At 55.1% G+C, this 21,851-nt stretch carries 18 protein-coding genes and 1 pseudogene; 6 read left to right on the top strand and 13 right to left on the bottom strand.

Annotation, left to right across the window (positions count from 1 at the left end; translation table 11 throughout):
* Positions 1–182: pseudogene (locus C8P63_RS19355) on the top strand (IS4 family transposase); the annotation flags it as partial.
* A gap of 196 nt (positions 183–378) precedes the next feature.
* Here C8P63_RS19355 and C8P63_RS03760 read toward each other — a convergent pair.
* The 11 genes from C8P63_RS03760 to C8P63_RS03710 form a co-directional block, all read right to left on the bottom strand.
* Complete coding sequence (locus C8P63_RS03760) at positions 379–1,596, bottom strand: ROK family transcriptional regulator (protein WP_108021989.1); 1,218 nt, start codon at positions 1,594–1,596, stop codon at positions 379–381.
* A 42-nt stretch (positions 1,597–1,638) separates the two neighbouring features.
* Positions 1,639–2,748 carry a M24 family metallopeptidase gene (locus C8P63_RS03755; protein ID WP_108021988.1) on the bottom strand — a complete coding sequence of 370 codons (1,110 nt, stop codon included), beginning with the start codon at positions 2,746–2,748 and terminating at the stop codon, positions 1,639–1,641.
* A complete protein-coding gene (gene galE / locus C8P63_RS03750; protein ID WP_108021987.1) occupies positions 2,745–3,758 on the bottom strand; it encodes a UDP-glucose 4-epimerase GalE in 1,014 nt (337 codons plus the stop codon). The genes C8P63_RS03755 and galE overlap by 4 nt, the downstream gene beginning before the upstream one ends.
* 3 nt (positions 3,759–3,761) lie before the next feature.
* Complete coding sequence (locus tag C8P63_RS03745) at positions 3,762–4,916, bottom strand: galactokinase (protein WP_425437234.1); 1,155 nt, start codon at positions 4,914–4,916, stop codon at positions 3,762–3,764.
* Positions 4,917–4,930: 14 nt separating this feature from the next.
* On the bottom strand, positions 4,931–5,914 hold the full coding sequence (gene galT, locus C8P63_RS03740; protein ID WP_108021985.1) for a galactose-1-phosphate uridylyltransferase: 984 nt from the start codon (positions 5,912–5,914) through the stop codon (positions 4,931–4,933).
* Positions 5,915–6,016: 102 nt separating this feature from the next.
* On the bottom strand, positions 6,017–7,291 hold the full coding sequence (locus tag C8P63_RS03735; protein ID WP_108021984.1) for a family 1 glycosylhydrolase: 1,275 nt from the start codon (positions 7,289–7,291) through the stop codon (positions 6,017–6,019).
* A 39-nt stretch (positions 7,292–7,330) separates the two neighbouring features.
* Positions 7,331–9,079 carry a glycoside hydrolase family 2 protein gene (locus C8P63_RS03730; protein ID WP_108022014.1) on the bottom strand — a complete coding sequence of 583 codons (1,749 nt, stop codon included), beginning with the start codon at positions 9,077–9,079 and terminating at the stop codon, positions 7,331–7,333.
* Between the two features lie 256 nt (positions 9,080–9,335).
* On the bottom strand, positions 9,336–10,004 hold the full coding sequence (locus C8P63_RS03725) for a YesL family protein (RefSeq protein ID WP_108021983.1): 669 nt from the start codon (positions 10,002–10,004) through the stop codon (positions 9,336–9,338).
* A 34-nt stretch (positions 10,005–10,038) separates the two neighbouring features.
* Positions 10,039–10,878 (bottom strand): carbohydrate ABC transporter permease, encoded by an 840-nt coding sequence (locus C8P63_RS03720; protein ID WP_108021982.1) that lies wholly within the window; start codon positions 10,876–10,878, stop codon positions 10,039–10,041.
* Positions 10,879–10,904: 26 nt separating this feature from the next.
* Positions 10,905–11,873, bottom strand: coding sequence for a carbohydrate ABC transporter permease (locus C8P63_RS03715; RefSeq protein ID WP_108021981.1), 969 nt, complete (start codon positions 11,871–11,873; stop codon positions 10,905–10,907).
* A 50-nt stretch (positions 11,874–11,923) separates the two neighbouring features.
* Positions 11,924–13,201 carry an ABC transporter substrate-binding protein gene (locus C8P63_RS03710; RefSeq protein ID WP_108021980.1) on the bottom strand — a complete coding sequence of 426 codons (1,278 nt, stop codon included), beginning with the start codon at positions 13,199–13,201 and terminating at the stop codon, positions 11,924–11,926.
* A gap of 954 nt (positions 13,202–14,155) precedes the next feature.
* Between C8P63_RS03710 and C8P63_RS03705 the strand changes: the two genes are divergently transcribed.
* Positions 14,156–14,827, top strand: coding sequence for a glycoside hydrolase family 43 protein (locus C8P63_RS03705; protein WP_108021979.1), 672 nt, complete (start codon positions 14,156–14,158; stop codon positions 14,825–14,827).
* Entirely contained in the window at positions 14,820–15,230 is a 411-nt protein-coding gene (locus C8P63_RS19960) for a family 43 glycosylhydrolase (protein ID WP_170109478.1), read from the top strand. The genes C8P63_RS03705 and C8P63_RS19960 overlap by 8 nt, the downstream gene beginning before the upstream one ends.
* A 154-nt stretch (positions 15,231–15,384) precedes the next feature.
* Here C8P63_RS19960 and C8P63_RS03695 read toward each other — a convergent pair whose 3' ends face one another.
* Positions 15,385–15,651, bottom strand: a complete 267-nt coding sequence (locus C8P63_RS03695; RefSeq protein WP_108021977.1) for a hypothetical protein — start codon at positions 15,649–15,651, stop codon at positions 15,385–15,387.
* Positions 15,652–16,185: 534 nt separating this feature from the next.
* Between C8P63_RS03695 and C8P63_RS03690 the strand changes: the two genes are divergently transcribed.
* The 3 genes from C8P63_RS03690 (at position 16,186) to tapA (ending at position 20,754) form a co-directional block, all read left to right on the top strand.
* The gene (locus tag C8P63_RS03690; protein WP_245920658.1) at positions 16,186–17,574 is read left to right on the top strand and encodes an amino acid permease; all 1,389 of its coding nucleotides are present in this window, start codon (positions 16,186–16,188) and stop codon (positions 17,572–17,574) included.
* Between the two features lie 380 nt (positions 17,575–17,954).
* Positions 17,955–19,124: an iron-containing alcohol dehydrogenase gene (locus C8P63_RS03685; RefSeq protein WP_108021975.1), complete on the top strand. Its 1,170-nt coding sequence runs from the start codon at positions 17,955–17,957 to the stop codon at positions 19,122–19,124.
* A 616-nt stretch (positions 19,125–19,740) separates the two neighbouring features.
* Positions 19,741–20,754, top strand: a complete 1,014-nt coding sequence (gene tapA, locus C8P63_RS03680; protein ID WP_108021974.1) for an amyloid fiber anchoring/assembly protein TapA — start codon at positions 19,741–19,743, stop codon at positions 20,752–20,754.
* A 113-nt stretch (positions 20,755–20,867) separates the two neighbouring features.
* Here tapA and C8P63_RS03675 read toward each other — a convergent pair whose 3' ends face one another.
* Positions 20,868–21,737, bottom strand: coding sequence for an aldo/keto reductase (locus C8P63_RS03675; RefSeq protein WP_108022013.1), 870 nt, complete (start codon positions 21,735–21,737; stop codon positions 20,868–20,870).
* Positions 21,738–21,851: the final 114 nt, after the last annotated feature.

Below are 21,851 nucleotides of genomic sequence, written 5' to 3'. Positions count from 1 at the left end.
ACAACCAGCTTTACGGTGCATTCATTGCTTATCTGCTGTTGAACTGGCTTTACCAACAAACCCAGCCTGAATGGCGTACCGTCAAACTTTCATTTATTCGCTTTGTTCGAAAGCTTTGTTGGCAGCAATTACCGACAGAAGTTGAACTATCCGTTTATGAGTTATTAGACAGATACCGATGATTTTGGTTGATTTTCCCTAATCAACAGGCCTGGCATCATTTTGATAAATTTGTATAAATCTATCAAGGTTTATGTTTTCCAACGTGTCGATATACGTCTTCTATTCCCCTTCGATTTGCACCTCCAGTAATAAAACGCGTTTGCATCTCTGTAACGTAATCATAAATAGTCTTTAGCAAGCTGGCTTCCGCGCAAATTACGGCTGGGGTTGAAAAAGTTTTTGCATAACAAGGGTGAAAGCGCCGATCGCCCTTCCCTTTTCCCCAAGGGTTGATGGGACGATCGACACATCCGCGGCGGGGGTGGAGAGGGCCCGCTCCCGGACAGTCTGCTTCAACGGGCCGAGCACGAAGGCGCCGGCCGCGACCACACCGCCGCTCAAGATGATCTTGCGCGGGTTAAACAGGTTGACCAGATTGGACAGCCCAATCCCAAGATAGCGGCCCGTCTCCTCCAGCACTTTGATGGCAAAGGCGTCCCCTTGCCGGGCCGCCTCGAAGATCGCTTCCCCGGTCAGGGAATCGGAGGCATCGCCGATCCAGTCCAAGAAGGAGGACGAAGCTCCCGCCCGCAGCCGCTCCCGGGCGCGCTTCACCATGGCCGGAGCGGCGGCGAAGGCTTCCAGGCATCCATAATTGCCGCAGCTGCACAAGGGACCGTGGATGTCAATGGTGATATGGCCCAGCTCCCCCGCCGTGAAGGAGGGGCCGTGAACCAGCCGGCCGTCAAAGACGATCCCCGCTCCCACCCCAGTTCCCACGTGGACTGAGACGAAATCATCGATGCCCTGTCCCTGGCCGAACCAACTCTCCCCCATCGCCAAAGCCCGCACGTCATTCTCCACTTCAACAGGGACCCCGAATTCCTCTTCCAGCATCGACCCGATGGGGATATCCCGCAGATAGAGATTAGGAGCATAGATGGAGACACCTTGAACAGGATCGACTAGGCCATGCATCCCGACCCCGATTCCCAACAGGGGTTGGTTTTTGTTTTGAATCTTTTCCGCCACCTGACGGACCGCCTCTTTGACAATCGAGACAAACTGCTCCGCCGTCGGGCGGGGAGGTACGGGGAGATGTGTTTCGTCACTAGTGTTGCCGTCCAAATCCGCTGCCAAGGCCTCCACCTTTCTCGCACCAGCGTAGACGCCAATCACCCCGAAGGCGGAGCCGTTGATCTTCAGCAGGATCGGCTTACGCCCCCCGGTTGACACCCCGCGATCGCTCTCCACCACGAGACCGGATTCCAGAAGCTCGGCGACGATGTTGGTGACGGTGGGGGACGTCAACTTCGTCACCTTGGCGATCTCCGCCCGTGAGATAGGCCCCTGGAGCCGGATCACGTTGAGAATAGCGGATTTGTTGATGGACTTCATCCATTGAAAACTGCCTGTCGGTATGGAACGCGACATGAGGTCACCGTCCTTTGCCTGCCGCGGTGGACTCCCTTCCCTTTACCTCACGAGAATATCCGGTCTTCGGTACAGTTGTCCATCCGCTGTCAGTTTAATATAAACCCACTCTCCCGTATGAGTCAAAAACTCGTTCTCATCCCGGCGGACGAGGATGGTATCTTCCGATTTGATCCCCGGCAGGGAAGGGTTCCAGGCGAAGGCCTGGTTGAGCTGCACCACGCCTTCGCTCTCCGGGTCGGCCAAAAACTCCCGGGAGGCGTAGCCCGTCGGGCCACCTTGATGGAGATAGCGCCAGTCGTCCGGGAACCCTGCTCTTTTGTAGGCACGGATCCCCGTGAGGAACACCTCCCGGATCGGCACCCCGGGCCGAGTGGCCCGGTTCATTGCCAGGTCGATCTCTGCAAGCTTGAGCCGGTTCTCCAGCAGATCCGGAGGCAGGGGACCGAAGTGAACAAATCGGGTCGCATTGGCGACCAGCCCCGCCCGTTCAGCGCACAGGACCAGCATCGCGTACCGTTCCAGCCGTTTCCCCGTCGGGATCGGATGACGGTAGCGGTGGATCCGCTCATCCGTCGCCACGAGGAGCACCGGTATCCGCATACCCCGGGAGACCGCCTTCCCCGCGAGAAGCCCCGCAATCTCATGCTCCGTCATCCCTGGCCGGATTTCCATGCAGGTTTCCTCCAAGGCGCGGGCCGCCTCCCGGCCCAATTCCCGATAGCGGGCGCGCTCGGAAGGTCCCAGCACATAGGCGAGACGGGCCAGCCCGGGGCCGAAGGGGATGCTGTCCACCCCTTCCGCCGGGGCGTCGCTGCCCACGCGTTTCCCCCGGCAGGCTTGGGCGAGGCGGTGCTCCGTCCCCTCGCTCCATCGGGAGACGACCATTTCAAAACCGAGATCGGCCAACTCCTCTTCCGCGATGCGAGTAGCTTCCATCTCGGTGGTAAAACAGATCACCCGATCCTTCAACACCAACACATCCGCCACCCCGTTTTCCTCCGACTGGACGATGTGGTTGGACCGGCCGCCGGTCAGCCAGGCGAAACTGCGCCGCTTTCGGAGAAGAACCCCTTCCAGCTCCTTATCTTCCATCCATCGGCGCAAACCTTCGACCCGTTCCTTCACTTCTGCGGGAGCGTCCGTCTTCATCCGGCCGACCCCCTTTCCCCGTGCCGGCTTTCGTAACCGTGCGGGTGGCTTTGGTGCCAATTCCAGGCGCTCTCGATGATCTCCTCCAACCGGGGGTACTTTGGCTGCCAGCCCAGTTCGGATCGGGCTTTTTCAGAGGAGGCGACCAGTACCGCCGGGTCCACCGAACGGCGGGGCGCCGCCTTGACGGGGATTTCGCGGCCGGTCACTTCCCTCGCGACGCGGATTACTTCTTTTACGGAGAAGCCTTCCCCATTCCCCAGGTTGTACACGCCGCTCCCCCCTCCCCTGCGCAGCTTCTCCAGGGCGAGACCATGGGCCTCAGCCAAATCCATCACATGAATATAATCCCGAATGCATGTGCCGTCCTTCGTCGGATAATCCTCTCCGAAGATCGCGATCGACTCCCGCTGTCCAAGAGCCGTCTGCAGTACGATGGGGATCAGGTGAGTCTCCGGATCGTGGTCCTCGCCCATCTGTCCGCCGGGCAAGGCGCCCGCGGCGTTGAAATAGCGGAGGCTGACAGATCGCACGCCGGATGCTTTTTCACACCATGCCAACATCTTTTCGACGGCCAGCTTCGTCTCCCCGTAGGGGTTGGTCGGGCGGGTCGGGTCCGTCTCCCGGATCGGGATGTTCTTCGGCTCCCCATATACCGCAGCCGTCGAGGAGAAAACAATCTTCTCCACCCCGTGCTCCGCCATTTTCCGGAGCAAGCACAGGGTGCCGTAAACGTTGTTATCATAGTACTTCAAGGGATTTTCGGCGCTCTCCCCCACCAGGGAGCTGGCCGCGAAATGGACAACGGCATCGATGTCGTGTCCGGAGAAAATCCGCTCCAAGACTTCCCCGTCCCGGAGGTCTCCCTCGTAAAAGGCATCACCCTGCACGGCACCTACGTGTCCGGTCTTCAAACCGTCGAGGACAACTACCTCTTCGCCCCGCTCCTTTAGATGGACCACCGTGTGGCTGCCGATGTATCCGGCTCCCCCCGTTACCAATACAGCCATCGTTTACTCCTCCTCCGTAATTTCCCGGGCCCCTTCCCCAATCTCCGCCGGGTAGAACAAGGGATTGCGGCCGGTTCGTTCCGAATATCGCTCCGTTACATGTTCCCGGAAACCCCGCAAGCGATCCCGGTGCACCAGATTGACCGTACAACCACCAAAGCCCGCTCCGGTCATCCTTGCCCCGATGCACCCATCGAAGGAAGAGGCCGCCTCAAACAAGACGTCCAGCTCGGGGCCCGTCACTTCATAATCATCCCGGAGCGACCGGTGCGACTCTTTCATCAGCTCCCCGAACCGGAAGAGGTCACCCGACTCCAGGGCCGCGGCGGAATCCACTACGCGCCGGTTTTCCGTAACCACGTGCTTCAATCGCTTCCGGTGCAGACCCGACTCCACCGCGTTCCGGTGGGAAACCCAGTCTTCCACCTTCACTTCTCCCAGCACCCCTGCGAAGGGCAGTCGGTGTCTGAGCTGGCGGAACCCCTCTAAGCACTCCCTGTGCCGCTCGTTGTACTTGGAATCCGTCAAGGTGCGGGTTTTGTTGGTGTGAACAATCACCAGGCGGAAATTCTTCAGTTCAAGGGGGACGTACCGGTACGCCAGCGTCCGACAGTTGAGGAGGATGGCATGGTCCGCTTTGCCCATCCCCGATGAAAACTGGTCCATAATCCCGGACTGTACCCCGATGAATTCGTTCTCCGCCCGCTGTGCCATCCGAACCAGGTCCAGCATCGGCCACTCCCCCTCCTCCAAAGCGGCCAAGGCGACCGCCGTCGCCAGTTCGATCGAGGCGGAGGAAGAAAGGCCGGCCCCCCGGGGCATATCGCCGTGAAACAGGATATCCGCTCCCTTCAGGGTGGCTCCCTTTTCGGCAAACTGCCGGATCACGCCCTTGGGATAATTGGCCCAACCATCCTCTTGCCGGTAGCGGATCCCGTCTCGCCTGCACACGACCCGCTCCGGAAAACCCGTGGAAGCGAGGGAATACACCCCATCTCTCCGGGGGCACACCACCGCCCAGGTGCCGAAGGAGAGCGCCGCCGGAAAGACATATCCTCCGGTGTAATCCGTGTGCTCTCCGATCAGGTTGACCCTCCCGGGGGCGAAGAAAAGGCGGGTCGGACCCGGTCCGAACACCTTGGTGAACTCCTCCCTCAGCCATCGGTGGTCCGTCACGAAGCGTCCACCCCTTCCCGCTCCAGCCAGCGCCGGTAGGCCTCCCGCAACTGGGGCGCCGTCTCCTCGACGGCGTGGGGGTTGCAGGCCGCCCAGGCTCCCATCTCCGATGAGGCGTAATATTTGATCTTGTCCCGCTCCCTGAGAGGTGGATAGAACTCGATGTGGAAATGGTAGTAATCCTCTACATCCTCCCCGGTCACCGGCCGCTGGTGCAGCACCATCATGTAGGGAAAAGGCCGGTCGAACAGGGTGTCCATCGCCCCGGTCATCCGCTTCAGAATGTCGGCGAGGGCACGCTTCTCCCCGCGGCTGAAATCGCTCAAAGCCGTCCGATGGCTCTTGCTCGCGATAAACAGGCCGTAGGGATAGTCGGTAAAAAAGGGAATGTAGGCGAGAAAATGGTCGTTCTCCACGATCACGCGCTCTTTAAATTCCTGTTCCTCCTGGTTCATATCGCAGATGAGACAGGACCCCGTCCGCTCATGATGCTTTTTGCAGTTGGAAAGCTCCATCCGGATCTTGAGCGGCATCCGGGAATAGGCGTAGATCTGACCGTGGGGGTGGGGCATCGTCACCCCCACTTCCTCCCCCCGGTTCTCAAAGATGAGCACGTATTCATGACGGGAGTCCTTCTCCAGTTGCACAAACCGTTCCGTCCACAGGTCGACCAGTTTTTCAATGTGGTCCACGGGGAGTTCCGGCAGGGTGGCCGTGTGGCTGGGGGAGTAGAGGATCACTTCGCACTTCCCCACCGCCTTTTCCGTCCGGTACAGATCGGATCCGACCGGGTCCGGTTCCGGCGGCTCCGGCATCAGCGCCGGAAAATCATTGTCGTACTTCAGTACGTCATACACGTCAGGAACTTTACCCGACCCTGGGCAAAAAGGACAATCCGTTTTCGGCATGTTGGGCCGTTTTTTCCGGTTGGATGCCACCATCGTCCAATCGTCCAACAGCGGGTTATATCGCAACTCCACGGAACGGTTCACCTCTTTTTCAATTACTTAAATTAATTAATTATTTAACTTCATTATACAGAATTGGTCTTCTTTTTTCAAAAGATTCCTTGTCTTTTTTTATCACGAAAAATCCAGTTTTCTCATCATGACCGGGGGAAATTCAGCGGAACGGACCACCTCCTTAAACGCACTGACCACCCCCAGTGGTTTTCGGACCCACAAACCACTTTCTTCTTCAAGGGACCACAGCCCCATCGGCTCGATATACTCCGCCATCGATGCGTCTCCTTCCCGGTAATCCCAATTGACGAGGTCGTACAGGGGCCACCAGGTGTAACCGATCACCGGAATCCCTTCCTCACGCAGCTCCCGTATCGCTTGAACCGACTCCGACAACCACCGCTCCCGGCTGGCCACTTTCTCGTTGGTGCTGGTCTCGGTGAGGAAAATTGGCCGACGGTAGCGGTTGTAGTAGGCGCTGATGGTGGTTTTCAACCCCTCCGTCCCGCCCCAGACCGGCTTCAGGGTGACTGTGCCGTCTTCCTCGATCACTTTGAAGACGGAAAGTTCCGGGTAGTAGTTCACCCCGACGATATCCAGGGAGATCGCGTGCCGCCGGAACCATTCCAGCTCTTCCCGGACAAGGCCGTTGGCGGCCAACCAGCCGGACAGAATGTGTCCCTCGTCCACTCTCCCCGAGATCAGATCAAAACAGAGTAGCCGTTTGTGGAACAGATGATCCGCCTTTTCGGCCAGCTCGGGACTCCCCGGGTAAAACCAGCCGGTGGCATCCACATGGACCATCACCGAATCGGGATCGACGGAACGGATTCCTCGTACCGTCTTGATGATCCCCCGGCACAGGTTTCTCATGATCGCGACGAAGCCCCTTTCTCCTTCCAGACAGGGAGGCCACCGCTTGATTTCACCGCAGAACTCCGCGTTGACATAGGGCTCATTCAAGGGGGTGTAATACCGGACCAGACCGCGGTACCGTTCGGCGAACTTCATGGCATACTCCGAGACCCGGTCCTCATAGTCCGGATGAATGAACTGGTCTTCCAGCCACAAGGGGGTACCGTAATGCATCAGATCGACAATGGGGACGATGCCCTTTTCTTGGACCATGTATTCCAACACCCGATCCATCCACCCCCAGTCGAACACGCCGGGCGCGGGGTTGACCCGATACCAGGGGACGCCGTACCGCATCATCGACACGCCCAGCTCCGCCGCCCGGTCGAGGTCCTTTCTCCATTGGTTGTAGTGATCGGTCAGTTCATACTCGTCCAACGCCCGTTTCCCGGGCCCCGATTGGGGGATGAAGGTATCTTCGATTCCTGTCGCCCAGAAAAAGGCGTTCCCTCCCGACTGTAACAGATCGTTCTTTTTCAATGGGTATCCCCCTCTCTTTGCAACAGAAAGGCCGCAGCATCAACCACGGCCTTCGTTTATGCTGCGGATCCTCTCCGGATCGACTTTTGGTTTGCGGTCGTAGGTGAGTAGCCCGTTGATCTCCTGCTCCACGTCCGTCAACTGGGTATAGCAGAACCCCTGGATCATGGGGGATTCCAGCATGGCGGAGACCACATCCCGGTAGCGATTGACGAAATCTTCGTCATCGCAAGCCCCGGAATAACCCCACCCCTCCCAGTCACTCTTCTTATAGGCGATGCCCCCGAACTCCGTCACCAGAATCGGCTCTCCCCGATACGGATAACCGGGGACATAGAGCAACCGGTTTCCAGGCATGGACGAAAGGATGCGGTCCTGATCGGCGTACCGTTCCTTCAGCACGTCTTTTCGTGCTTCGTAATCGTGAATGGTGAACAGGTCCGACCGGGTATGTTCCCACCCGTCATTGGAGATGACCAATCGCGTCGGGTCCAGGGATTTGGTCAACCAGTACAGGGCCAGGGAATGGGCTTGCTGCCTCGGATCGGTGAGCAACTGCGGGACTCCCCAACTCTCATTGAGCGGCACCCAGGCCACAATTGACGGGTGGTTGTAATCCCGCTCGATCGCTTCCTGCCATTCGGCTGTCATCCGTCTGACCGCTTGGTCGGAGTAGGTGTAGCAGTTGGCCATTTCCCCCCACACCAGCAGCCCGAGCTTGTCGGCCCAGTACAAGTAGCGGGGATCTTCCACCTTTTGGTGCTTGCGCGCCCCATTGAAGCCCATCGCTTTCGTCAGTTCCACGTCGCGACGAAGGGCTTCGTCGGATGGAGGCGTCAAAATGCCGTCGGGAAAATATCCCTGATCTAAGACCAATTTCATATAGTAAGGCCGGTTATTTAAAAAGACCTGCCCGTTTTCGATCGAAATTTTCCGCATGCCGAAGTAGCTCGTCACTTCGTCCATCACCCGGTCGTCCCGGCGCAATGTGAACGTCACATCGTAGAGGTTGGGATGTTCGGGGGACCAAAGCCTCCCGGGACCATGGACATGAAAATCGTTGAGATGGATGCGTCGCCGTGAACGGGCTTGCCGGAGAAGAACCGTTTCTTCCGCAACCGGCTCCCCGTCGAAAGAAATCCCGATCACCAACCGGTCGCCGGGACGGGGATGCTTCACCCAGTATTCGATCGCGATCTCGTCACGGTCGATATCGGGGGTCATTTTCACTTTTTCAAGGTGTGTTTCGGACACCGCTTCCAACCATACCGTCTGCCAGATCCCGGTCGTCCGCGTATAGAAGATGGACTCCGATTGTTCCTTCCAGTACTGTTTGCCGCGCGGTTGGTCCAACGCCCCTGAAGGGTCCTCCGCCTTGACCACGACTTCGTTCGAACCGTCTTTCAGGTGTGGGGTAATGTCCGCGTGAAAAGGGACGTGTCCCCCTTCGTGAAACGCTACGAACATCCCGTTCACCCATACCCAGGCCCGGTAATCCACCGCGCCGAAATGCAATAGGATCGTTTTCCCGGACATTTCATCCGGCAGCTCAAATCGTCTCTTATACCAAACGAGATCATGAAACCGGGTTTCCCCGATCCCGCTTAACCGGCTCTGATAGGAAAAGGGAACGGTGATCGTGCGTGAAAAATCCTTCCCCGCGTACCATTTTTCCCGGGTGCCCACATTGTTGTCGTCAAATTCGAACTGCCACTCGCCGTTTAAATTGATCCACAGATCCCGTCGAAAATGCGGTCGCGGATATTCGGGGCGGGGCATGCGGCTCATATCCAACCACTCCTTTTGGCTCATTTGTTTAATCGGTTCATTTGACCCCCCACCAAGAGGCAATCCGGCGAAGGGATAATAGTCCCGGTCCGCTTCGGCCAGCGCTTGCACGATAACCATCGAAATTGTATTTCGGACGGAAACCCAGTCCCTTTTTGGCCTTGTCGATCGGCCAGTAGGTCCTCCCCCACATGCCCATGAGGCTGGTCGGAGATGTGGATCAAGCCACCATCACCGCCGAGACTGATGAAACGGCCTACTGCAGCCAGGGCTTCAATACCAACCGCCAGTCGACATGCCAATCGATATTCGACAGCATCGGATGATCCCGGGGCATCAGATATAGGCAACTGTAGTACATCATCCACCCGGCGGCCCCCGCCCAGACCGTGACCAACAGCAGCGGGATCCACAAGCAAACTGCGGTCATCAAGCCGATCCCGATTAAGACCGCAATGCTGAAAAAGGGGCGTTTTCCGACCAGCAAAAAGGTATCTCGGAGGAGGCCGCCCACATCCGTCCGGTTTTGGATCACCATCAGCGGATAACAAAAGCCTTGCACCAGTGCCCCCATCAACATCAAGTACAAGAGTGCCCCGGACAGCAATCGGGTGATCAGGGTCGGTTCGGCCTGTGTCAACAAGACAAAATAGATCAGGGCCGGCGCCCAAAAAAGCCCGCTCAGCAGAAACAGGAAAATTGTCGGTTTGTAAAACCGCTTGATCCCCTGCAGAAAGTCGTCGAAATGAAAAGCATCCGCCGTTTTTTTCCTGTGAATCGTATAAAACATTCCCGCGGTGACGGGCCCGGCCGTGACGATCGGGAGGATTCCGACCATCCAGATCAACGAGACGCCGATGGTGACGCTCAAGTTCTGGTAAGCATCGAACAGCGATTTTCCGAACACTCTGGCTGCACCGCGCATCCGTCTCCCTCCATTCGGTCTGATTCTCACCCGGTCAGCCTTTAATCCCAGTCATGGTGGCACCCTTGACAAAGAACCGCTGAGCAAACAGGAACAGGACGAGTACGGGGAGAGCGGAAAGAACAGTCGCCGCCATCAGCTTGGCATATTGGATATTGAAGCTTCCTTGCAATATGGAGAGACCCACCGGCAGGGTCCGCATTTCCACACTGTTGGTTACGATCAACGGCCAAAAGAAATCGTTCCAGTTGCTCATAAACGTAAACAGAGCCACCGTCACCAGCGCTGGCTTTGCCAGCGGAAGAATGATACGGAAGAAAATTTGAAACGCTCCGGCACCATCGATCCGCGCCGCTTCTTCTAGTTCATACGGGATACCCAGAAAGAACTGGCGAAGCAGAAAGATGCCGAACACACCGCCCAATCCCGGAATGATCATGGCCCAGGGCGTGTCCACCCACCCCAGCTTATCCACAATGGAATACAAAGGGATGTACGTAATCACTGGAGGGATCATCATCGTTGTCATCAGGATCCAAAACAGGACGTCTCTTCCTTTAAAGCGCATTCGCGCATAAGCGTAAGCGGCCATCGAATCGACGATGAGGATGAAGAACGTATGCAGGGAAGCGATCAGTAGGCTATTGCCGAACCAGCGAATCACCGGGGTGCTCGCACTCCCCAATATGATGAAGTAGTTTTCAAATGTAAGCGTTTCCGGTATCCAGCGAAGCGGCCAGGAAATCGCCTGGCTTTCGGGTTTGAGCGAAGTTGACAAAACCCATACCATCGGCGCCAGCCACACAACAGCAGCGATCACGAGAAAGACAAACGTGAACCGCTGGGTCCTCCGTTCCTCCGATTTGAGAGCCATCATCTACCCTCCGATCCGTGTTCAATTTAACGGGGGCCCCTGATTTGCCCGCGATTCATCACGGCAAATTGAACCATGCTAATCAACAGCAGGGAGAAGCCCATGATAAGCGCCATCGCCGCAGCGCTGCCCATCCGGAAATCGGCAAACCCAACCTGGCGGATCAGCATCATCAGCACTTCGGTTTCTTCTCCCGGTCCACCTTGCGTCGTCATATAAGGCTGACCGAACAAGTTAAACGATTCAATCGTCGTCATGACAACACAGAACAGCATCGGGCCGCGGATCCCGGGAAGAATGATGTGGAAAAACCGTGACAACCGGCCGGCCCCGTCGATTTTGGCGGCCTCATGCAACTCCTCCGGAATATCCTGCAACCCGGCCAAAAAAATGATCATGTTCCTGCCGATCGTCCACCAAACCGTCATTACGACGAGGGCAATCCACGCCCACGGCATTTTGCTCAACCAAGGAACAGTTTCCCCACCAAATTTATTTAGATAAAAGTTAACGATCCCGGCATTGGTGTCCAGAATCCACAGCCAGATCAACGAGACGGTCGCTACCGAAAGCAGGGAGGGCGCATAAAAAACCGCGCGGAAGAAATGAGTGCCCCATGTTTTGGTATCCACCGCAACGGCCAGCACCAGCGGAACGACAATCAGCACCGGAACTGCGAAAACCACAAATTGAACCGTATTCCAAAAGGCGTTCCAAAACTCGACATAGTCGATGCTCGTCGGGTTGAGAAAGATGTTCCTATAATGCTGCAGTCCCACAAATTCCGGCGGAGTCAGATAATCCCATTCATGCAAGCTGATATAAATCCCGTAACCGATCGGAACGATGAGAAAGATAATGAAGAAAACGAGGTGCGGTGCGATAAAAAGATAAGGGGTCGCATTCTGTATCGCGGATCCTTTGGTTTTCCCATCCCCAATCGGGACATTGGTCCCGGTAAATGAGGTTGAATGTTTTTCAATCCGGGGATCCATGCCGGCCTCCTCCTTCCGTTAAAAAAAGGGAGGGAGCCCCTCCCCCATTACTACTTTTGTGCTTCCGCCATTTTCTCCCCTTTTTTGGCTGCTTGATTCAAGGCTTCCTCCGGCTCTTTCTGACCGAGGAGCACTTTGTTAATCGCTTGTTCGGTCGGACTCCAAACATCCACAAACGTCGGGGTAGGGTTATGGAACTTTAGGTAATCCACTTGTTTGGCAAATTGGCTCTGTTCTTTCAAGGCTTTGAACTCGTCGCTTTCACGTACGGAGTTGCGGGCGGGAATCTGCCCCGCTTTTGCCCAAGCCAGGCTGTTTTCCGTTACGTAATCGACAAAGGTCATCGCCGCTTCGGTTTTTTTCGGGTCCTCATCACGCTGTTTGGGAAGCACTAAATTGTGGGAACTAGCCCAGGTCGCCTTCTGGTCGCCGAACTGGGGAAGTGGCGCCGCAGCAAACTTTAGACCCTTCTGTTCCTTCAACCCGTTGATCATCCAAATGCCATTAATATGCATCGCCATCTTCCCTTGGCGAAAGAGGGTATTTTCTCCATCCTGTTGGATGTTTTTCGGCGAAACCTTGTATTTGAAGATCATGTCTTTCATTAATTGAAGCGTTTTTTCGCCTTCTTCCGAATTATAAAGGGCTTTCGTTCCGTCTGAACTGACCGCCTCTCCGCCAAACTGATGCAGATTGGAGAAGAAAATCATCTGAGCGGGCCACAACGTCGGCATCCCAAATCCCCACTGATCGATCTTTCCGTCGCCATCGGTATCCTTAGTTGTCGCTTTCGCCACTTCGAGAAACTCTTTCAGGTTGGTCGGCGGCTTGTCAAAGCCGGCCTCTTTCAACAACTCGACATTGTAATAGAGACCGATCGGGTGAACGTCAAGGGGAATTCCATACCGTTTGTCTTCATAGACGCCTGCTTCCCATACCTCAGGAAGAAAATCTTCTTTCTTCAAATCGACTTTTTCAAGGTGCCCGTCAAGAGGGGTCAGCACACCTTTATTGGCCATTCTCGGGACCTGGTCCAGGTGCATCGCCGCTACATCGGGAGCTTTTCCCGAGGCGACCACGGTGCGGATTTTGTCATAAAAATTATCCCAGGGTATGGCCTCCATTTTGACATGGATTTTTCCTTTGTGTTCTTTGTTGAACTGATCTACGATCTCCTTCATGTTTTTACCGTCCGGACCCGTGAAACCGTTCCAGAATGTCAAGGTAACCGTTCCGCTGTCCCCGGATGTTTCCCCTCCGCAGGCCGTTAAGAGCGAAATGCTCAACAGAAGTGCCAATCCCGCGTGAAGCCATTTTTTTGACCACATCAAACCTTCCTCCTTCATTTGTTTGTTTTCCCTTCAATAAGATAATTTTAAGTATTCAAATTTCAGTTCAACTAACTTCATTAATTGAATTAATTATTTGAACCTATTATATGAAAGGGCTTTCTTTTTGTCAACATAAAAGGTTCTCAATCCACTATAAAACGCCCCATTCCCTTTTTTCGCGAAGGTTGAAGGTGGTTTCATTCGTGGCCCCGCTCCTGAGCCTTGGTGAGCTCTTCCCCTCTCTTCATCCAATCTCACCGATCTTTCCACCTTTGAGTGAAACTTGTGGCGGTCACTCTCCTCCAAGGCCCTGCCTCTTGCCGAAGCATCAGCTATAAGATGCTTCAAGTTAGATGCACTGTTTAGTCCTCCAGCTGAAAAAGTGGAGAGGAACCTCTCCCTTGAAGTAGGCCCAAATGTCGAAATCCAAGACCCAGTCGTAACGCCAGTAGCCGGCGGGCCCGTTGGGGACCTGTGCCCTTCAGACCCTCTGGGATTCCGGAAGACAGTTTACAACAGGAACCTCGAGCTTTTCCGTCTATTTCACCGTTTTGGAAGGTGTTGTAGGAAGTTTGAGCAAACCGTTTTACCGGAGTCAAAGGATCTCCGTAACAACTAAGGCCGTTGATGATCAATCCGCGATCCACCACGTCTTTTTTAAATGCTTTCAGTTTAGTCTCGTCCTCCGGTAGCACAACCGGATCGCAATGGGGATTTCCGAGGTGCGCGAATTATAAGCGATTGGGAACAGGGAGTTAATACCCAAACTGGCATGAAATATTCGATCTCAGTGGGGTGCCCGATGGTTTGTTTCTTATTAGATTTTCCAAAGGGAGAAACAACGTTTAAGGGTCCCCTCTTATCGTCATCGCAGGGGGTTGATTTTTATTAATTTAATTAATAATATCAATGTGATAATAATCAAAATATTAAGGTTTAAGGGGGATGTAAATGACTATCATCAAGCAAATGGTAACGCTCTTGTTACTGGTTTCCCTGTGGTGCGTTCCGGTAGCGATGGCCAAGGGTGGGGATGGATGCCAACGTTGTGGCCCGCCAAGTGGAACCTTTACCAACCCCATTGTGGACGAGGATACACCCGACCCGTGGGTGGTTTACAAAGACGGTTTCTATTATATGACCTTTACCCATTATGGAAAGGATATTGTCGTATGGAAAACCCGTTCTCTGACCGACATGCGGAACGCGAAGAAAGTGACGGTCTGGAAGCCCCCCACCGGTACGAAATACAGTCATGGCATTTGGGCACCGGAACTTCATTGGATCGATGGTAAATGGTATATCTATTTTGCTGCGGATGACGGCTCCAACCCCAACCACCGCATGTATGTCCTTGAATCGAATACACCAAATGCTCAGGGAAGTTACACCTTTAAAGGAAAAATCGCGGACCCGAAGCACGACGTCTGGGCCATTGACGGTACGGTTATGAAGCATAACGGAAATATGTACTTCGTGTGGTCCGGGTGGGAACATGCTGACTCGGGATTCCCGCAAAACCTCTACATCTCCCCGATGAGCAATCCGTGGACGATCAGCGGAGAGAGACAGATGATTTCCACACCGACTTATTTGGGAAAAGAACGGCAACGCAGTGAATGAAGGTCCCCAAATCCTCAAACGAAACGGAAAAGTGTTTATCGTCTACTCCGCCAGCGGGAGCTGGACCCCCGACTATTGCCTGGGGATGTTGACACTCAAAGATGGTGCTGATCCCATGGTTCCAGGTAGTTGGTCCAAAAGCAAACACCCCGTATTCCAGCGGAACGACCGTGCGGGGGTATTCGGACCGGGACATGCCTCGTTCACGAAATCGCCGGATGGGACAGAGGACTGGATCGTGTACCATGCTACTTCCGGTGAAAATGACGGATGGAACAACCGGAAAGCAAGAACGCAGCCCTTTACATGGAACCGTGACGGAACACCTGATTTCGGAGCCCCGGTATCGACGGATACGGTATTGGACGTCCCCTCTGGCACCAAGGGATCCAGAGGAAAGTAAACGTTAACAAATTAATCACTTAACACCAACCGAAAAGGCCCACCAGAATCCAATTTCCGGTGGGCCTTTTCCCTTTAGACACGACTTATACATTCGTCAAAATTGGTAAAATGCTCCTTCATTCCAAATATTTTTTGTTTTAACCTTTTTTGAGTTACACTTTTAAGCTGGGGTCGTGAATTGGGTGGCGACTCCTGAATCTTGCATTATTACCCTTTGTTCCAACTTTTTTCCTGGTGGTGGAATTGTGCTCCATGGTCTCTTTGCGACACCCGACCAAGGCGTTCTGGATCGAGGGTTCAAAGGCGATGTTTCTGGTCAGCTTCTTCATCTGTCTTTCAGTGGCTCCGTTGTTCTGAGGACTGCACGCCGAGAGGGTGAGCAGGATGGTCAAAAAGGGGATCAGGTATCGTTTTTTCATCAATGGTCACCTCATCATGGTTTGTTCATAGTCATTGTTTTTCAAACGGCTTTACTTATGACCGCCGGTCACCAAAACAAAAAAACGCTTTTCGCGGGGTAAGGACTGTGTCCATCTAGTCCTTAGAAGTATTGTAAAAAAGTGAGCGGCGGCATTTAACCGAAGCCGTTGCGATGCTGTCCTGCAGGGATGTATGCACGGTCCGCTTCGAATCTTCCTGCTGCGGGCAGGGGCAAACGCCTGCGGATGCAACACAGAGAAGCTTTTGCCCCTGAACGCCCTTGCAGGCTGATCATCCGCCGGGCAGGACAGCAAAGTCGCTATTTTGTGTAAACGCTTCCCCTTTTCTCGAAACGAACATTCAATCACAACACTTCTAAAGGCCTGAAATCGAGTGGGAGAGGTCCTGGCCTCGCTTGGTTCGCTCCCCAAGGTGAAAGCGACATTCTCCGCACATCTGTACCCATATTTTGAGTAGATAAGGACATGCTAATAAACAACGCAGTTAACTACATGCAAAAAAGAGGGAACAGCGTGCGCCATCAACAGAAAAAACAGCAAGAGTTGAAGCGTGGACTGTCGGAACGCCATATCCAACTGATCGCCATTGGAGGCGCGATCGGGGTCGGTCTTTTCCTCGGTTCGGCCAAGGCGATCAAAACAGCGGGGCCCGCCCTGATACTGGCCTATGCCCTGGCCGGGTTGGTGATCTTCCTGGTGTTGCGCGCCCTGGGGGAACTGGCTCTGTACAAACCGATCTCCGGTTCCTTCACCGAGTACGCCGAAGAATTCATCGCCCCGTGGGCTGGGTTCGTTACCGGCTGGACCTACTGGTTCCTGTGGGTGGTGACGGGGATGGCGGAGATCACCGCCATCGGCCTCTACGTCAAATACTGGTTTCCGGACATCCCCCAATGGCTCCCGGCCCTGCTCGCCCTGATCGCCGTCTATGTCCTCAACCTGATCGCCGTCAAAGTCTTCGGAGAGGTGGAATTCTGGCTCTCCATTATCAAGGTGGTCACCATCGTCGCCCTCATCGTCCTCGGTTTGACGATGATCTTCACCGGCTGGGGCAACCAGGGGCAGCCGGTGGGCTTTTCCAATCTGTGGGACGAAGGGGGCTTCTTACCCAAAGGGGTCGCCGGCATCTTCTTGTCCCTGCAGATGGTGATGTTCGCCTTTTTGGGGACCGAGTTGGTCGGGGTAACCGCCGGGGAGGCGAAGAAACCGCGGGAAATGCTGCCCAAGGCCATCAACAGCATCCTTTGGCGCATCCTGATTTTCTACATTGGGGCCTTGCTGGTCATCATGGCGCTCTTTCCCTGGCACCAAGTGAGCGAAAAGACGAGCCCATTCGTCCTCGTCTTTGATAAGATCGGGATTGCCGGCGCCGCCGGAATCGTCAACTTCGTCGTCATAAGCGCCGCGTTTTCATCCTGCAACAGTGGGGTCTTCTCCACCGGCCGGATGCTTCTTACGTTGTCCCGTTCCCGGCAGGCGCCTCACGCCTTCGGACAGATCAACCGGCGTCAGCTCCCTGCCAAGGCGATCACCGCCTCGGCCATCGTCCTCCTCTTCGGTGTGCTGTTGAACTACGTCATTCCGGAGAAAGCCTTTGCCTACATCACCAGCGTCGCCACTGTCGGCGCCCTGTGGACATGGGGGGTCATCGTCTATGCCCACATGCAATACAAACAGGCGGTCAAACGGGGAGAGGCACCCGAAGTCGATTACCGTCTCGGCGGCACCCCCGTCGTCAATTGGCTGGTGATCGCCTTCCTCGTCATGGTCGCCGTCCTTCTCTGGTTCGACCCCGAAACCCGAGTGGCCCTGTTCGTGGGGCCCATCTGGTTTCTGATCATCGGCATCGCCTACCAGTTCGTCAAGGGCAGGGGCACCGTCACCCCACCGGCGGAGACCTGAGGGAAAAACGGCTTTTCGCGCAAGTTTATGCGGGAGTTCATGGGGTTTAATTTAATAGGAAGACCCACCCCCCGTTGGGATGGGTCTTCCTTCGTTTCTCCTGCAGCCCTCAATTTCTGCTTCCTGAAAATGGACATGAGCTGCAAATCGGACGATGAGGGCCTCAGCCGAAGCGTCGAGTCCGAACTATTATTCTTCTTGACAAAAAATTGTCAAACAATTAGTATAATATTTCAACTTTGAAAACGTATTCACAGGAGTCAAAACTCCTGGCCAATGACCTCTGCCGGAAAGCCATCGTGCCGCGCCTTCGGATCTCATCGGAGACCCTGGAACGAAACGCCTGGCCGGATAACCATAAATAAAGGAGGAATCATGGGATGAAACCCTTTGTCTCCCCGAAGAAAATTGTGGCGGAAGAAGGTTCGATCCAAGCGGTCGAAGAGGTCATCCGGGATCTGAACCCCAAACGGGTCCTGATTTTCGCCGACCCCGTGGTGGTGGAGGTCGGCCTGACCCAAAACCTGGAAGCGCTGTTGGGGAAAGCCGGGGTCGAGTACAAGCGGTACACGGACATCCAACCGGAACCTCCTTTGGAAGTGGGGGACCGGGCGGTGGAAACCTTGAGAGAATACCGGGCCGAACTGGTCATCGGCATCGGCGGTGGGAGCTGTTTGGACATCACCAAAGCGGCCGCGGTGTTGGCCACTCATGAAGGGTCCGTGTCCGATTACCTGAACCTGTCGGGCACGAAGACATTGACCCGACCCGGCATTCCCAAAATCCTGATCCCCACCACTTCCGGTACGGGAGCGGAAGTGACCGACATCGCGGTTTTCTCGCTGGAGGATACCAAAGACGTGATCACCCACGAGTTCCTGCTCGCCGATATGGCCATCATCGATCCGGAACTGACCTACACCCTGCCCCCCCGCGTGACCGCGGCCAGCGGGGTGGATGCTTTCACCCACGCGGTGGAGGCCTTCGTTTCGATCCACTCCTCCACCCTGACGGATACACTCGCCCTGGAGGCGATCCGGAAAATCCACGGAAACCTGCGGACAGCGGTATGGAACGGTTCGGACAAAACCGCCCGCCGGGAAATGGCCTGGGGAAGCCTGATTGCGGGATTGAGCTTTTACAACGCCGGCGTGGCCGGGGTCCATGCCCTGGCCTACCCCCTGGGAGGATTGTTCAAGATCCCCCACGGCGAATCCAACGCCGTTTTGTTACCTTATGTTTTTGATTACGTCTGGCCCTCCTGCCTCCCCAAGATGAAGGTTCTCGCCAAGGAATTGGGTCTGCCCCTCGGGGGGGTGACCGACCGGGAAGCCGCCAAATCGGTGGTCCAAGCCCTCCGGGATCTGGTGACGGACGTCGGATTGCCCACCACCCTGAAAGAATACGGCATCAAGGAAAAGGACCTGGACATCCTTGCGGAAAACGGGATTGAACAAAAGCGTCTTCTGGCCAGAAGCCCGCGTCCCTTCGATGTGAAGACGGTCCGTCAAGTATATGAAGCGGCTTATAAAGGGGAATTGAATGGTTAAACCGGCCCTCCTTGACACAAACGCGCCGAACCCCCTGTTATACCTGGGTTCTCGGCGCTTTTTTTATGGGATCATTAACTAAAAGCGTTGTGAAAAGTGAGCGGCAGCATTTACCCAAAGCCGCTCCGGCTGCACTCACAGAGCACAAGTCTCGCCTGGGTCGCTTCACTCCCCGGTCTCGCTATGCTATCCTTCAGAGATGGTTGCACTGTCCGCTCCGAATCATCCTGCTGCGGGCAGGGGCAAACGCCTTCGGATGCAACACAGAGTAGCTTTTGCCCCTGAACGCCCTTGCCGGCTGATTCTCCGCTGGGCAGGACAGCAAAGTCGCTATTTTGGGTAAACGCTTCACTTCTGAGCCTAACCATAAATCCCAACGCTTCTATATTTCCGGTATCATCTGAAAGGGCCACCATCACGGTGGCCGTTTTTCTTCAAAATAATCCGATGATCCGTTTGATTATAATCCTGTCGTAATACATCGATTCCGATGGATTAACGATCTAATACTTTTGTCCCATTTTTCACAAAAGGGGACCCAAAGCGCCAAACCCTTGCGAACAACCTTTTACGAGAGGGACAACCCCCTCGATTTCATTCATGGGAGGATTGTAGAGTGAGAAAATCATTGCGCACGGCCTTATGTCTTCTCTTTGCAATGGCGCTGTTGGTCCCCAACGTGGCGCTTGCCACCGGGAACCCGACGGGTGCCTCGTTGGAGTTTACCGCAGGAGCGAACGGGGACTGCAAGGAAATTACGGCAACCGTGACGAACAGCGGCGACGGGGATATGGAGGAAAAGTTGAAGTATGAAGTCTGGTATGCCGAGAGCGGCAATCCGAAAAAAGGGGAAAAGGTGGACGAAGGAACCTTGGATCCCCTCTCTGCCGGGAAGGATGTGGAACTCACCTACACCCCGGAGAAAAACGGGAACTATATGTTCAAGGTGTACCAAGAGTCCACTCACCCCGGAACAGGGGAAGCTTGGAGCGAAGAAATCGAGGTGAAAGACTGCTCCGGTGAAGGCGAAGAACCGGGTGACGACCAAGAGAATGATCAAGTGTCCGGAAATGACACGGAGAAGTGCATCGAAAAAATTGACGATCTCACCGAAGCCGATCTCCATGAAATCACCTTGACCGGCAAGGCGGAAGACGACAACGTGCTGATCACCGCCACCTTGAAGGATGCCCAGGAAGCTGAAGGACAATGGGAATTCTTCGTCGCCAAGCTGAATGCGACTGACCCTCTGGTGCATAAGACCCAATCCGGTCAAGGAGTCTCCCAAACCTTCACGGTTCCACTGGATGCTTTTAAAAAAGCCGGCGACTATGCCGTTGTGGTTCTCTTTACGGGTAACGTCGACGGTGAAGAGTGCCAGATCGGAGTGGGTGAGCGTTACTTCACGGTGAATCCGGAAGATACCGAAAAGCCCATTGACGAGGCCAAAGAGCAGCCCAAACAACCCAACAACCCGGATGATGTGAAGAAAATCACAGACGACATCCAAGGCGGCAAAATGCCGAAAACCTCCATCAACGCGCCGATTTCCATGGTCGTGGGCGGTGTGATGGCGCTGGCCGGACTGGCACTGCTGTTCATCCGCCGCCGTCAAACGATGATCGGCTGACCCCTTCTCCCCCGGATCCTTCCGGGGTTTTTCTTTTCTCCGGAATCGTGATCCTTCCCTCATGCCAAAAAAAGCGCCCTTCCAAGGAAAGGGCGCTTTGGGTGCGGGGAGCTTCAGAAAAGGAATTCGTCCGGATCCGGACCCACGCGGTGGTCCTGGTTGAGAGCGTCGATCCGGGCCATCTCCTCTTTGGATAATTCAAAGTCGAAGACATTGGCATTGGACCGGATGCGATGTTCGTTGACCGATTTGGGGATGGTGACAACCCTGTTCTGCAGATCCCAGCGCAGGACGATCTGGGCCGGGGTTTTGCCGCGGCGTTCGGCGATGGAACGGATCGTCTCGTCCTGCAGGATTTCGCCTTGCATCAGCGGGCTCCAAGCTTCCAGCTGAATTCCCTTTTCCCGGCTGAAGGCGTGAAGTTCCTTCTGGGTGAGACGGGGATGGTATTCCACCTGGTTGACCGCGGGGATGATATCCGTCCGCCGGATCAGCTCCTCCAGGTGGTGGATCTTGAAGTTGCAGACGCCGATGGCCCGGGCCCGCCCCTCTTGATAAAGTTTCTCCAGCGCGCGCCAGGTATCCACGTACTTGTCCCTGCCGGGCCAATGGATCAGGTACAGATCGACATAATCCAGCCCCAGCCGATGGAGACTTTCATCGAAAGCGTTCAGGGTTTTGTCGTATCCCTGATCCTCGTTCCACACCTTGGTGGTGACGAAAATCTCTTCACGGGGAACGCCGGATTCCCGGATCGCGCGGCCCACACCGATTTCGTTGCCGTAGATCCTGGCGGTGTCGATGTGACGATATCCCAGGCGCAGCGCTGCTTTGACGGCTTCTTCCACCTCTCGACCCTCTTTGGCCTTCCAGACCCCCAGTCCAAACCAGGGCATCTCCACCCCGTTGTTCAGGGTGACGGTATCGGAAAGGTTTCGGGGAAGACTCACGGCAAACTCCTCCTTTAATATGTAGGTGCCCATCGAACCCAAAGACTGATTTTCCACTCTGAATATATCATACCTGTTTTTCATCGGGGAAACCCCCGATCTGTGATGGAGAGGATGGAAGCGGGATTCCTGCCGGGCCGCACCGGT

The organism is Melghirimyces profundicolus, from assembly GCF_003054245.1.
In the GTDB taxonomy this organism is placed as follows: Bacteria; Bacillota; Bacilli; order Thermoactinomycetales; family DSM-45169; genus Melghirimyces; species Melghirimyces profundicolus.
The sequence above is the reverse complement of the archived record's forward strand: the minus strand, read 5'-3'. Positions and strand labels throughout refer to the sequence as shown.

Excerpts from the sequence above, each read along its gene's own strand:
- C8P63_RS03760 (WP_108021989.1), bottom strand. The coding sequence starts at position 1,596 with ATGTCGCGTTCCATACCGACAGGCAGTTTTCAATGGATGAAGTCCATC.
- C8P63_RS03755 (WP_108021988.1), bottom strand. The coding sequence starts at position 2,748 with ATGAAGACGGACGCTCCCGCAGAAGTGAAGGAACGGGTCGAAGGTTTG.
- galE (WP_108021987.1), bottom strand. The coding sequence starts at position 3,758 with ATGGCTGTATTGGTAACGGGGGGAGCCGGATACATCGGCAGCCACACG.
- C8P63_RS03730 (WP_108022014.1), bottom strand. The coding sequence starts at position 9,079 with ATGAGCCGCATGCCCCGCCCCGAATATCCGCGACCGCATTTTCGACGG.
- C8P63_RS03725 (WP_108021983.1), bottom strand. The coding sequence starts at position 10,004 with ATGCGCGGTGCAGCCAGAGTGTTCGGAAAATCGCTGTTCGATGCTTAC.
- C8P63_RS03720 (WP_108021982.1), bottom strand. The coding sequence starts at position 10,878 with ATGGCTCTCAAATCGGAGGAACGGAGGACCCAGCGGTTCACGTTTGTC.
- C8P63_RS03715 (WP_108021981.1), bottom strand. The coding sequence starts at position 11,873 with ATGGATCCCCGGATTGAAAAACATTCAACCTCATTTACCGGGACCAAT.
- C8P63_RS03710 (WP_108021980.1), bottom strand. The coding sequence starts at position 13,201 with ATGTGGTCAAAAAAATGGCTTCACGCGGGATTGGCACTTCTGTTGAGC.
- C8P63_RS03705 (WP_108021979.1), top strand. The coding sequence starts at position 14,156 with ATGACTATCATCAAGCAAATGGTAACGCTCTTGTTACTGGTTTCCCTG.
- C8P63_RS03695 (WP_108021977.1), bottom strand. The coding sequence starts at position 15,651 with ATGAAAAAACGATACCTGATCCCCTTTTTGACCATCCTGCTCACCCTC.
- C8P63_RS03685 (WP_108021975.1), top strand. The coding sequence starts at position 17,955 with ATGAAACCCTTTGTCTCCCCGAAGAAAATTGTGGCGGAAGAAGGTTCG.
- C8P63_RS03675 (WP_108022013.1), bottom strand. The coding sequence starts at position 21,737 with ATGGGCACCTACATATTAAAGGAGGAGTTTGCCGTGAGTCTTCCCCGA.